Below are 11,730 nucleotides of genomic sequence, written 5' to 3'. Positions count from 1 at the left end.
TCTGGGCCGTGTCTCAGTCCCAGTGTGGCCGGTCACCCTCTCAGGCCGGCTACCCGTCGTCGCCTTGGTGAGCCATTACCTCACCAACAAGCTGATAGGCCGCGAGTCCATCCAAAACCACAAAAAGCTTTCCACCCCCCACCATGCGATGAGGAGTCATATCCGGTATTAGACCCAGTTTCCCAGGCTTATCCCAGAGTTAAGGGCAGGTTACTCACGTGTTACTCACCCGTTCGCCACTAATCCCCCAGCAAGCTGGGATCATCGTTCGACTTGCATGTGTTAAGCACGCCGCCAGCGTTCATCCTGAGCCAGGATCAAACTCTCCGTTGAAGTAAAACAAAAACAGACACAACATGCGCCCCCGGGAAAACGGGAAACACACACTGCAAAATTTGAAACCAGCTGTAAAAACCAGACCACACCACGGGGTGGCGGATCCAGTCAATTCAACCAATTCAATACAAAAAATTGGTATCAACAAACTTGGCACACTATTGAGTTCTCAAACAACAGACACACCCGGCACCACCACAACCATTCGGCCGTGGATCGCTCCGGAGCAACCTCTCAAACTTACCCGGATTCCCGCCCCGATGCAAATCCGTATTTCAGGATCTTCATCGGCAGGAAACGCCGTCCCCACCGAATTGAGGCGCTCTAATGAGCTACCAGAATTTGGTCTTGAATTTGGGGGTTTGGCCGCCCGTGGTAACCAGCTCTTCGCTGTCTCCCTCGCGGCGACTTAGAAAACAATACACCCACTCAACCCCCACCGCAAATCCACTATCCAGGCGGCCCAAAACCCCGCCGTTCCGGGCCCAAAACCGTCATCAGCCCCAAAGCCGGGCGCCGCCGTCGTACTTCGCTTCTGTGTGCTGCAGCATAGGTGGCCTGCAGGGGGGATCTCGGCAAGCTCGATCACCGGACACGCTCGATCACCGGACACGCTCGATCACCCGCCGAAACCGATCACCGGCGGCCTTAAACGCCTAAGGGCCGGCAACCAAATGGTTGCCGGCCCTTCTCAAGCAGCTGGAATCAGCGGTGCTGGATTACCAGGAAGACTTGGTGATGCCCGGGAGCTCACCGCGGTGCGCCATGTCGCGGAAGCGAACACGGGAGATACCGAACTTCTGGAAGGTACCGCGCGGACGGCCGTCGATGATGTCGCGGTTACGCAGACGGATCGGGGAGGCGTTGCGGGGCAGCTTCTGCAGGCCGAGGCGTGCAGCTTCGCGTGCTTCGTCGGTTGCGTTGGCGTCGACGAGGGTCTTCTTCAGTTCGAGGCGCTTTGCAGCGTAACGCTCAACGATGACCTTGCGCTGCTCGTTGCGAGCAATCTTGGACTTCTTAGCCATGGTTTAGCGCTCCTCTCGGAATTCGACGTGCTGGCGGATTTTGGGGTCGTACTTCTTCAGAACCATGCGGTCCGGATCGTTACGACGGTTCTTGCGGGTTACGTAGGTGTAACCCGTGCCCGCAGTCGACTTGAGCTTGATGATCGGACGTACGTCCTTGTCCTTAGCCATTAGAGCTTCACTCCCCGAGCAAGGATAGAGGCGACGACTACGTCGATGCCGCGTACGTCGATGGTCTTGATGCCCTTTGCAGAAACCTGCAGCGTGACATTACGGCGCAGGGACGGAACCCAGTAGCGCTTCTTCTGGATGTTCGGATCGAACCGACGCTTGTTGCGGCGGTGCGAGTGCGAAATGCTGTGCCCAAAGCCCGGCTCGGCCCCGGTCACTTGGCAGTGTGCTGCCATGACTTCTCCTCAAGAATTGAATGTAATGATCCGCATATCTGCTGCAGGATCATGCGTGTAAGTGCGACCCAAAGTGATCAGGGTGAACGGTTAGTCACGCAACTTGAGCCCCTAACTACCGGCTAGCCTGGAGAAAATTACCGGGCCACCGGAGCAATTGCGCACGCTCCGCGCACTTAGCGCCTACCAAGTCTACGAGTTCAGGCAATTAAAGACCAATCCGGCCGCAGATGGTGTATAGGCGCCGGCGCTGCGGCTGGTCCAATTCATTGCTTCCGGGCGGGTAATTTCACAGCTGAATGAAAGCTTCCGCCCGCACCTTTGAATCATGAACACACAGCTTCTGCCGGCTCCTCCGGCGCACAAGAGACCTGATGGCCCCGGGCCGCACGCGGGTTCCGGGCAGCGCGGCGGATCTGGCCGCTTCGCTGTCCAGCACGGGTGGCGCATGCTCCGGACGGACCTCCTGACTGTCGCCGCCTGGGCGTCGGTGGCTGCCGCCGTCGCGCTTTGGCTGGCCGACGGCGGCGCTGCCGGAATCAGTTCACCCGCCTCCGCTGTGACTGCGGCCGGGATCGTGGCCGGCCTGGTGGGCATGGACCTGGTCCTGCTGATGCTGCTCCTGGCGGCCCGCATTCCGCTCATCGATGGGACGATCGGCCACGACCGTGCCTTGGAGGTCCACCGGCTGCTTGGCAAGCCGTCCCCGTACCTGCTCCTGGCGCACGGGCTCCTGATAGCCGTGGGTTACGGGATGGCGGAGGGCCTGGACCCCATCAGCGAGTCAGTTGCCCTCTGGGTGCTCGTGCCGGACATGTGGCTTGCGTTCGTGTCGATGGGGCTGTTCATCGCCGTGGTGGTGACTTCCCTGGTGGCGGTCCGCCGCCGCTTCCCGTACGAGTTCTGGTACGCCGTTCACCTTCTGACCTACGTTGCCGTGGGCACGTCGATCCCGCACCAGTTCAGTGTTGGCGGCCTCTTCGCCGATGGCACGTGGCAGCGCTGGTACTGGCTGTCCATCTGCGCTGTCACGGGCGCCGCACTGCTGTATTTCCGGGTGGTCCAGCCGCTGGCCGCCACCTCGCGGCACCGGCTGACGGTGAGCCGGGTGGAGAGAATTGCACCAGGCGTTGTGAACATCGAAATGACCGGGCTTCAGCTCAACCGGCTGACCGGGAACGGGGGCAGGTTCTTCGTCTGGCGGTTCCTGGCCCGCGGGCTGTGGTGGCACTCCCACCCTTTCAGTCTCTCCGCCGAGCCGCTCGTGGTAGGCCCGGACGGTGAAGGCACGCTCCGCATCACGGTCCGCAACCTCGGCCGGGGTTCGGCCCAGCTGGCCCGTCTCCGGCCAGGAACCAAAGTGGCCGTGGAGGGGCCGTACGGATTGTTCGGCACGGCTGCACGGAGCCGGGACAAAGTGGTGTTGATCGGCGCCGGTATCGGGATCACCCCGCTGCGTGCGCTGCTGGAAACTACCCCGTTTGCGCACGGTGACGCCACGGTCCTGCTCCGCGGGAGCACGGAGCAGGAGTTGTACCTCAGCGGTGAGCTCCTGGAGAGCTGCCGCCGCCGCGGTGTGCGCCTCTTCCACCTCATCGGCCCCCGTGCCCGCTGGGACTCCCACAGCTGGTTGCCCGCAGACGCAGTCCGGAGCGGATACAACCTGGCCGCATACGCACCGGACATCGCAGACGCAGACGTCTATATCTGTGGCCCGTCCCGGTGGGCCGGCAACGTCATCGCCGAGGCCCGGACTGCCGGGGCACGGCCCGAGCAGATCCATCACGAAAGGTTTGACTGGTGAAAGCACGAGGAGCAGTTTCTGCGGCCCTGGCTTCGGCGGGCATTCTCCTGGCCGGCTGGCAGGCCGGCGCCCAAGTGGTCGAAACCGGCAGCGCCGTCGCGGCATCCGCAGGCACAACGGGCACCGGGACCACGGGGGCGGCCGGCTCCGGTTCTTCGGGAACCGGCGCCTCCGGCGCGGCCGGCTCCTCGTCGAGTTCCGGCGCGGCTGGGTCGGCCGAAGCCTCCGGCGCATCCGGGTCATCCGGCGCGGCCGCAGCGTCTGCCACGTACAAGGGCGCCGTCGTCCAGACCCGTTTCGGCGCCGTCCAGGTGCAGATCACCGTCAGCGCCGGCAAAGTCACGGAGGTAACGGCGCTGCAGCTCACCGATGACGACCGCAAGTCCGTCCAGATCAGCAACCGCGCCGCCCCGCTGCTGCGGAGCGAGGTACTGGCCGCGCAGTCCGCCGACGTCCAGACCATCGGCGGCGCGACGGTCACCAGCGACGCCTATCTCACCTCGCTCCAGGCAGCCCTCGATGCCGCGAATCTCTGACGCAGCAGCTCCCCGGCACCACCGGTCCGCGCTGAGGGCCAGCACCTTCCGCTGCATGGGCACGGTCATCAGCCTGACCCTGCCGGCCGGACCCGCTGCAAAAGGGCACGCCGCCGAAGGGCACAGCGCGGGAGGGCACACAGCGGAGGACGAACTGGCGGCCGCTGCCGCCGTCGTCGAACGTCTCTTCCGGGAACTGGACCAAACCTTCAGCCTGTACCGGCCGGATTCGGAGGCGAGCCGCCTGGCCCGGGGCGAAATCACCCTGCGCGGCGCCTCGGACGCGATGCGCGAGCGGTATGCCGAAGCGCTGGAATGGCGGCTGCGCACGGAAGGTGCGTTCACGCCGGAGCGGGCCGACGGCGTGCTGGATCTTTCCGGACTGATCAAGGGGCATGCCATCCGGGAGGCAGGGACTTCGCTGCTGGCGCTGGGTCGGGAGGACTGGTGCCTGAACGCCGGCGGCGACGTGCTGGCCAGCGGCTCACCGGTTCCCGGCAGCGGGCAGCCGTGGCGGGCCGGGATTGTGGATCCGGCGGACCGCCAAACGTTGCTGTCCGGCTATCCGCTGGGCAATGGACGACGGCGGCGCCGCGCCTTGGCGACGTCCGGTTCGGCAGAGCGGGGAGACCACATCTGGTCCCTGCCGGGTTCAGGCCCGGCTTTTGTGCAGGTATCGGTTGCGGCCGCCGACATCGTGACGGCGGACGTGCTGGCGACCGCCATCATCGCCGGCGGACTGCCCATGCTGGACCGTGCCGCGGACGGCTGGGACGTGGACGCCCTCGCCGTCAAAGCCGACGGGACACTTCTGGCCACACCCGGCTTTCGTGGCCACGAAATTGCGGCTAGAGGCGCGTGAGCTGGGCGTATTTCGGCGCCAGGCCGTCGCCGGAGGACTTGCCCGTCACGCGGCGGACCACCCACGGGCCGGCGAATTCCTTGACCCAGCGGGCGTTGGCCCGGAGGGCATCCACGCGGCCGAGCTCCGGCACCGGCGTCATGGGAGGGACCTCGATCGAGTGGTCGTGCTCGAGAACATCGAGGACCCGCTTGGCCATGTTCGCGTGCCCGGCAGCTGACATGTGCATCCGGTCCTGGGCCCACATGCCCCAGTCGTAGTACTCGTTGAAGCGCCAGTAATCCACGAGCAGCGCGCCGTGGTCCCCCGCGATTCCGCGGACCAGCTCGTTGTAGATGGCGGTGCGTCCCCGCATGGTGCTGAAGACTTTGGAGCCGCGGGCGTCGAACCCGGTGAACAGGACCACGGTGGCGCCGGTCGCGCTCAGTTTGCGGATCCCGTCGTCGTACTCGGCCAGCAGGTCGTCAATGTCGATCCGGGGACGGAGGATGTCGTTGGCTCCGGCGTAGACGGTCACCAGGGTGGGTTTAAGTTCGACGGCGGCATCCACCTGTTCGGCCATGATCTGGCGGAGCTTCCTGCCGCGGATGGCAAGGTTGGCGTAGCCGAAGCCCGGGTCTGCTGCGCCCAGCTGCTCGGCCACCCGGTCTGCCCAGCCGCGGACACCGTTGGGACGGGCAGCGTCGTTGTCCCCGACGCCTTCCGTGAAGGAGTCACCAAGGGCTACGTACCGGGCCGAAAAATCCATAGCGCCAGTGTGTCATCTGTTGCTGGGAGCAACCAAGTGCTGTGCCCGCACGCGGTCAAGGCGAGACTGGCGCCGGCTCAGTTTTCGCGGAGGATCCAGTGGTCGTCGTCAAGACGGGCTACGATCTTCTCGCCGATCCTCGCCAGGTCCGCCACGTCCCGTTCCGTGAGGGCATCGAGGAACTTCGCGCGCACCGCCTCCACGTGCCCGGGTGCGAGAGCCACCAAAGTGGCCATGCCGGCGTCGGCCAGGTGTGCAGTAGTTACGCGCGCGTCACCCGGGTGTGGCCTCCGCTCCAGCCAGCCGCGCTTCTCCAGCTTGGTGACCACGTGCGACAGCCGCGACAGCGAGGAACTGGTGCGGGCGGCCAGTTCACTCATGGGGAGGAAGCGTCCCTCCGCCTCGGAGAGCATGGCCATGACGTTGTAGTCGAACAGCGACACCTTGCCTGCCGTATGCAGCTGGTTGTCCAGGGCTGCCGGAAGCATGGTGTTGATGCTCAGGAGGGCCAGCCAGGCACGGCGTTCATCGGCGTTGAGCCAGCGCGGTTCGGTCATGGATTCATTCTAGGAGCAGGCCGTGGTTGAGAGTTCAAGTGACGCACCGGACGCGGTGGGCCCGTCCCGGTAGGCTGAGTCCATGTTTGTTGTGTCGTTGACCTACAAGGTGCCCGAAGACATCGTCGACTTCCACCGCCCGGCGCATATGGCCTGGGTCAAGGAAGAGTTCGACGCCGGCGTGTTCCTTGCGTCCGGACGCAGGGTTCCGGCGGTGGGCGGCGTCCTGCTGTCCGGTGCCGACCGCGCCACCCTGGATGCTTCGTTGGCCCGGGACCCGTTCTACAGCAACGGCGTGGCAGAGTTCGAAATCATCGAATTCAAGGCCACCAGCGTCGCGGAAGGCTTCGAGAACCTCCTGGACACCTAGGCGCTGCCGGCTTCGGCCCGCCGCGATTCGGCTAGCTTTTTCAGGCCGCCCTTACGCGGCACCTTCACCGGCTCAGGCCAGCGCGGGCTGAGCGCGTCGCCCAGCGTGATGCCCCTGATTTTCCGGCCGAACAGCGGCAGCACCCAGTCGTTCACCCAGCGGCGCTGCCGCCTCTCCCATTCGCGCAGGCTGAGCCTGGCGGGCGGCTCCCAGTCCTTGGGCCTGATCTTGTGTGGAATCCCCAACTGGTCCAGGACCTGCCCGGCGAGATACTTGTGGCCGGCCTTGGCCATATGGAGCCGGTCCGAATCCCACATGCGCCGGTCGTGGAAAGCGTCCAGGCACCAGTAGTCCACCAGGACGGCGCCGTACGTGGCGGCGATCTCACGTACACGCTGGTTGTATGCGGAGTTCCGCTTCTTCAACGGCTCCAGCAGTGCCGACACCTTGACGTCGAAACCGGTGAACAGCACCACCGTTGCCCCGGTGCCGGCGAGGCTGGCCACCAGGTTTTCGTAGTCCTCCATCAGGGCGGCCATGTCCGTGCCCAGGTCCAGGATGTCGTTCCCGCCGGCATACAGCGTGATCAGCGTGGGCCTCATGGCCAGCGCCGGTTCGAGCTGTTCGCTGATGACGTGCCGAAGCCGCTTGCTCCTGATGGCCAGGTTGGCGTACCTCCAGCCGGGCTGGGCTTTCGCCAGCTTCTCCGCTACCCGGTCAGCCCAGCCCCGCACCCCGTTGGGCAGCCGCTCGTCCCGGTCCCCCACGCCCTCGGTAAACGAATCGCCCAAAGCAACGAATACCCGCCGGCCCTCCGGCTCCCGAAGCAAAGGATTAGAACCCATCCGATGAAGGTAACCGCCCAAAGAGACGCCAAGGTAAACGGACAGCAACAGGACGTGCAGAAGAGCAACACCAACAGGCGGAGTCCACGAAGCGGGGCCAGATCGGTCCGATCAGCGATTGCTCAGCGCCTGTCACATTTTTGCGGCCGATGGTCACGATCAGGTAACGTTGGCGGCTGGCCCCAATGCAGGGCCCCGGGCGCCCGATCACTGGACCCCGCTGCGCCACTCCGGCGCCTGCTAGCTCTGGCCCCGCCAAGGGGCCCAAGGATGCTTTCCGCACTCGTCAACGTCTCAAGTGCATCAGTTGTTTCTTCCTGCCCTAAGCCCGGAGGTATCTTGTTCAAGAAAATAGCCATCGTCATGACCATGGGTGCTGTGTCCCTGACAGGATGCGGCCTAGCCCCTACGACCAACGGGGCGGCTGACTCATCCTCGGCCGACGGCGCGTCCTCACCTGCCACTCCAGCCCCAACTGACACGGCCACGGCGTCTCCGGCCCCCACGGCTTCGAGCAGCCAGACCTCCGCTGCGGCGGCGGCAACCGAGGCGACAGCCGTCACCTCGGCACCGGCGCCTGCCGCGGCCCCGGCCCCGGCGCCCGCGCCTGCGGTCGCCCAGCCAGCCAGCCAGGCTCTCGCGACGACGGGTGACGGTGCCCAGGCAGCTGCCGCCTTCGGTTGGGGCCCGGTCCTGACGGGCGATGAATTCTCCTACACCGGTGCACCCGACCGGACGAAATGGAGTGTCTACAACAGTGCAGGGCATGCAGGCAAAGGCGTGCGCAGCCCCCAGGCCTGGTCCGTTGCCAACGGCGTGGCCACCGTTAGCGGAGACGCCGCCGGCACCACTGGCGGCATGTCCGCAAAGTTCGCGGAACAAAGGTTTGGTCGTTGGGAAACGCGCATGAAAACCAATGCGCGGGACCCGAAATACCACCCGGTCCTGATCCTCAACAACAACAGTGCACCGAACTGTGCCGAGATCGATTATGCCGAGGGCAGCTCAGTCACCTCCGTGATGAGGTTCTTCCTGCACTACGCCTGTGGTGGAGCGGATTTCCAGACCACAGCGGCGACGCCCGTCGATGGCACCCAGTGGCACAACTACGCGGTGGAGTGGACCCCGGCCGGCATCAGCGGATACGTCGACGGAGTAAAGACCTTCACTGACACGAACCCGGCGCACCAGCCCTCTACCGTAATGAAGCAGACACTGCAGCTGGATTGGTTCCCGGACGGCTCCGCCACCAAGCCCTCGCAGATGCAGGTCGACTGGGTCCGCGTCTACCAGTAAGACAGCCCTTCCGGCTGGGGGCTAGAGCTCGGCCTTGCCCTGGCGCCAGTAACCCATGAACGCGACCTGCTTGCGGTCGATCCCGACGTCGCGCACCAGGTACCGGCGCATGTCCTTGATGACGGCCGCTTCCCCGGCGATCCAGGCGTAAAAGGGCATGGCGCCGGCCGGCATGTCGGGGTTCTTGGTGGCCTCGATCTCGGCTGTTTCCATCCGCGCGGGGGTCTCCCAGAGGATGTCCACGTCCACGTTGACGTCTTCGGGCTCCGGGCCAGCGCCGCCGTCGGACGCTTTGATGCCAACCCAGCCGGGTTCAGGAACCGCCGAGCGCACTGCCTGCTGGAGCAGCTCGCCGTGCGGGCGTGAGCGGCCGATCGCCGCGCCGCGGGCCAGCCAGGTGATTTCGACGTCGGCCGGCGAGGTGAGTTCCAGGAAGTCACCGGCCTCGGGGACTTCCAGGAAGGCGTGGCCGGTCATGTAGGACGGCAGGCTTTCCAGGATGGCGGAGATGGCCGGGACTGCTGTTTCGTCGCCGGCGAGCAGGATGCGCTGCGCCATTCCGGGGCGCCATTCGATGCCGCCGTAGATCTCGGCGGTGTAGCACTGGGCGTGGCGGTTGTTGGGGCCGATGATGGTGATCGCGTCGCCCGGTTTGGCGTTACGGGCCCAGTTGGCGGCAGGACCGCCATTGCCGTCGGCGTCGAAGTGTATCACGAAGTCGACGTCGATCTCCGGGTAGACCGAATCCAGCCGCGACTCGCGGACCGTGTAGGTCCGCATTGAGCCCCGTTCGGCGGGGTCCATGGCCAGCCATTCCCGGTACCAGCCGGACTGCGTCATTTCGAATACCGGCAGCGGAAGCTCCGTGCCGTCCTCCGCCAGTGAGGGGATCATCAGTTTGATCCGCAGGTCAAGGGTGTCGCCGTTCACGCCGAAGTCGCGCAGGCAGTAGCCGCCGAACGTGATGCGGCGGAAGTTGGGGCTCAGCTCCTGCACGGAGGAGACGGTGACCTCAAAGGCCAGGGTCATGGGCTCAGTGGCGGCGATGTCGCGGGTTTTCATGAAACGAGCTCCAGTTCGGTGGCGGTGGTGTGGTGGCGGCCGATAGGGATGATCAGGGGCGTGCCCGAGACCGGGTCGGGTATCACCCGGGACTCGAGGCCGAAGACGGTGCGGACCAGCTTTTCGGTGACAACGGTGGTCGGGTGGCCCAGGGCCACCACTTCGCCGCCCTTCATGGCGATGACGTGGTCCGCGTAGCGGGCGGCCAGGTTGAGGTCGTGCAGAACGATGGCCACGGTGGTGCCGCGCTTGCGGTTCAGGTCCGTGATGAGGTCCAGGACTTCCACCTGGTGCGCGAGGTCCAGGTACGTAGTGGGTTCGTCCAGCAGCAGGACGTCGGTCTCCTGGGCCAATGCCATGGCGATCCACACCCGCTGGCGCTGGCCGCCGGAGAGTTCGTCGACGTTCCGCTCGGCGAGTTCCAGCGTTTCCGTCGCTTCCAGCGCGCGCTGGACCGCGGCGTCGTCCTCCGTGCTCCAGCTGCGGAAGAAGCCCTGGTGCGGGTAGCGCCCACGGCCCACGAGGTCGCGGACAGCGATGCCGTCCGGCGCGGTGGGGTGCTGCGGGAGGAGGCCGAGGGTCCGGGCCAGTTCCCGGGCCGGGCGGGAGTGGATGTCCTTGCCGTCCAGCGTCACCACGCCGGCCGCCGGCTTGAGGAGCCGGGACAGTCCGCGCAGCAGCGTGGACTTGCCGCAGGCGTTGGCGCCCACGATCATGGTCACCTTGCCCTCCGGGATGTCCGCCGTGAGGCCGTCCACCACGCAGCGCTGGTCATATTTCAGCGTGAGGTCCTGGGCGCTGAGAACAGCCATGTCAGGCATCCTTTCGGTTGGCTGTGACCAGGAGCCACAGCAGGAACGGGGCACCGAGCGCGCCGGTGATCACGCCGACCGGCAGCACGGTGCCGTCCAGCAGCAAGGGGGCGAGGTTGGCGGCGAAGTAGTCGGCGGCCAGGACAATCAGCGCACCCACCAGGGCCGACGCCGGGAGGCTGGCTTTCCCGGTGAAGCGCCGCGCGATGGGCCCGGCAAGGAAGGCGACGAACGAGACCGGGCCGGCTGCCGCCGTCGCCACCGCGGCGAGTCCGACAGCGGTGATCACCACGGCGAGGCGGGTGGACCCCACGCGGATGCCCAGGCCGGCCGCGGCGTCGTCGCCGAGTTCCAGGATGCGCAGCGGCCCCGCGAGGGCGATGACGGCGGGGACCAGGACCAGGAGCGCCAGGGCCAGCATGCCGGCGCGGTCCCAGTTGGCGGAGTTGAGGGAGCCGTTGAGCCACACGAGCGCGTCTGCCGCCGTGCGGATGTCCGCGCGGGTCATCAGGAAGTTGACCACCGCGTGGAGGGCGGCCGCGATGCCCACCCCGGCCAGAATGAGCCGGTTGCCCGCGGCGTTCACCCGGTTGCCGCCGCCGGAGCCCAGTGCCGGTCCGCGCGAGATGGCGTAGATTAGCGCTGCGATCCCCAGCGCACCACCCAGTGCCGCGCCGGACACGACCGGACCGGTGGCACCAAAGACGACGATGGCGGTGACCGCGGCCGCACTGGCACCGTAGCTGATGCCGATCACGTCGGGGCTGGCCAGCGGGTTGCGGAGCATGGTCTGGAACAGTCCGCCGGACAAGCCGAAGGCGGTGCCGATCATGATGCCGATGACGGCCCGGGGCAGCTTATTCTCCATGACGATGAAACTGGCGCCCGGAATCCGTTCGCCGCCGGTCAGGTGTGCGATGAGGATCTTGAAGAAGTCCGGGAGGGTCACGGTGTAGCTGCCCAGGAGGACGCCCGCGGCAAAGAGGAGAACGACGCCGATGGCCAGGACGGCGGTCCGGTTCAGGACGGTGCGGCGCAGCAGGGACGCGCGAACTGGCAGATAATCCCCT

Annotated in this window: 14 protein-coding genes and 1 rRNA gene; 5 read left to right on the top strand and 10 right to left on the bottom strand. The window is 65.9% G+C overall.

All coding sequences use genetic code 11. The features are described from left to right. The 4 genes from ABV518_RS07070 to rpmB all read right to left on the bottom strand — a co-directional run. Positions 1 to 333 (bottom strand): 16S ribosomal RNA (locus ABV518_RS07070); the annotation flags it as partial. Between the two features lie 722 nt (positions 334 to 1,055). Beyond that, on the bottom strand, positions 1,056 to 1,361 hold the full coding sequence (gene rpsN / locus ABV518_RS07065; RefSeq protein ID WP_050687445.1) for a 30S ribosomal protein S14: 306 nt from the start codon (positions 1,359 to 1,361) through the stop codon (positions 1,056 to 1,058). A 3-nt stretch (positions 1,362 to 1,364) separates the two neighbouring features. Continuing rightward, positions 1,365 to 1,532, bottom strand: coding sequence for a 50S ribosomal protein L33 (gene rpmG / locus ABV518_RS07060; protein WP_013602737.1), 168 nt, complete (start codon positions 1,530 to 1,532; stop codon positions 1,365 to 1,367). Further along, positions 1,532 to 1,768 (bottom strand): 50S ribosomal protein L28, encoded by a 237-nt coding sequence (gene rpmB / locus ABV518_RS07055; protein WP_104043693.1) that lies wholly within the window; start codon positions 1,766 to 1,768, stop codon positions 1,532 to 1,534. The genes rpmG and rpmB overlap by 1 nt, the downstream gene beginning before the upstream one ends. Before the next feature lie 328 nt (positions 1,769 to 2,096). Between rpmB and ABV518_RS07050 the strand changes: the two genes are divergently transcribed. The 3 genes from ABV518_RS07050 to ABV518_RS07040 are packed head-to-tail and all read left to right on the top strand — an operon-like array spanning position 2,097 to position 4,970. Further along, positions 2,097 to 3,572, top strand: a complete 1,476-nt coding sequence (locus ABV518_RS07050) for a ferric reductase-like transmembrane domain-containing protein (RefSeq protein WP_367766146.1) — start codon at positions 2,097 to 2,099, stop codon at positions 3,570 to 3,572. After that, on the top strand, positions 3,569 to 4,108 hold the full coding sequence (locus tag ABV518_RS07045; protein WP_367766145.1) for an FMN-binding protein: 540 nt from the start codon (positions 3,569 to 3,571) through the stop codon (positions 4,106 to 4,108). The genes ABV518_RS07050 and ABV518_RS07045 overlap by 4 nt, the downstream gene beginning before the upstream one ends. 55 nt (positions 4,109 to 4,163) lie before the next feature. Then, the gene (locus ABV518_RS07040; protein ID WP_367766162.1) at positions 4,164 to 4,970 is read left to right on the top strand and encodes an FAD:protein FMN transferase; all 807 of its coding nucleotides are present in this window, start codon (positions 4,164 to 4,166) and stop codon (positions 4,968 to 4,970) included. On the opposite strand, the gene ABV518_RS07035 is transcribed toward ABV518_RS07040, so the two are convergent. After that, positions 4,957 to 5,718 carry an SGNH/GDSL hydrolase family protein gene (locus ABV518_RS07035; protein WP_367766144.1) on the bottom strand — a complete coding sequence of 254 codons (762 nt, stop codon included), beginning with the start codon at positions 5,716 to 5,718 and terminating at the stop codon, positions 4,957 to 4,959. The two genes, ABV518_RS07040 and ABV518_RS07035, sit on opposite strands and share 14 nt — an antisense overlap. Before the next feature lie 77 nt (positions 5,719 to 5,795). Next, positions 5,796 to 6,275: a MarR family transcriptional regulator gene (locus tag ABV518_RS07030; RefSeq protein ID WP_310166785.1), complete on the bottom strand. Its 480-nt coding sequence runs from the start codon at positions 6,273 to 6,275 to the stop codon at positions 5,796 to 5,798. Positions 6,276 to 6,357: 82 nt separating this feature from the next. Between ABV518_RS07030 and ABV518_RS07025 the strand changes: the two genes are divergently transcribed. After that, entirely contained in the window at positions 6,358 to 6,645 is a 288-nt protein-coding gene (locus tag ABV518_RS07025) for a YciI family protein (protein ID WP_367766142.1), read from the top strand. Here ABV518_RS07025 and ABV518_RS07020 read toward each other — a convergent pair. After that, positions 6,642 to 7,490, bottom strand: a complete 849-nt coding sequence (locus tag ABV518_RS07020) for an SGNH/GDSL hydrolase family protein (protein ID WP_367766141.1) — start codon at positions 7,488 to 7,490, stop codon at positions 6,642 to 6,644. The two genes, ABV518_RS07025 and ABV518_RS07020, sit on opposite strands and share 4 nt — an antisense overlap. A 339-nt stretch (positions 7,491 to 7,829) precedes the next feature. Here ABV518_RS07020 and ABV518_RS07015 point away from each other — a divergent pair, with 339 nt between their 5' ends. After that, the gene (locus tag ABV518_RS07015) at positions 7,830 to 8,786 is read left to right on the top strand and encodes a family 16 glycosylhydrolase (protein ID WP_367766140.1); all 957 of its coding nucleotides are present in this window, start codon (positions 7,830 to 7,832) and stop codon (positions 8,784 to 8,786) included. A 21-nt stretch (positions 8,787 to 8,807) separates the two neighbouring features. On the opposite strand, the gene ABV518_RS07010 is transcribed toward ABV518_RS07015, so the two are convergent. The 3 genes from ABV518_RS07010 to ABV518_RS07000 are packed head-to-tail and all read right to left on the bottom strand — an operon-like array spanning position 8,808 to position 11,720. Beyond that, on the bottom strand, positions 8,808 to 9,848 hold the full coding sequence (locus ABV518_RS07010; RefSeq protein ID WP_367766139.1) for a siderophore-interacting protein: 1,041 nt from the start codon (positions 9,846 to 9,848) through the stop codon (positions 8,808 to 8,810). Then, on the bottom strand, positions 9,845 to 10,660 hold the full coding sequence (locus ABV518_RS07005; RefSeq protein WP_367766138.1) for an ABC transporter ATP-binding protein: 816 nt from the start codon (positions 10,658 to 10,660) through the stop codon (positions 9,845 to 9,847). Before ABV518_RS07005 ends, ABV518_RS07010 begins: the two co-directional genes overlap by 4 nt. Before the next feature lies 1 nt (position 10,661). After that, positions 10,662 to 11,720 carry a FecCD family ABC transporter permease gene (locus ABV518_RS07000; protein WP_367766161.1) on the bottom strand — a complete coding sequence of 353 codons (1,059 nt, stop codon included), beginning with the start codon at positions 11,718 to 11,720 and terminating at the stop codon, positions 10,662 to 10,664. Between the last annotated feature and the right edge of the window lie 10 nt (positions 11,721 to 11,730).

The sequence above is a fragment of the Arthrobacter sp. HS15c genome, from assembly GCF_040812005.1.
In the GTDB taxonomy this organism is placed as follows: domain Bacteria; phylum Actinomycetota; class Actinomycetes; order Actinomycetales; family Micrococcaceae; genus Arthrobacter.
The sequence above is the reverse complement of the archived record's forward strand: the minus strand, read 5'-3'. Positions and strand labels throughout refer to the sequence as shown.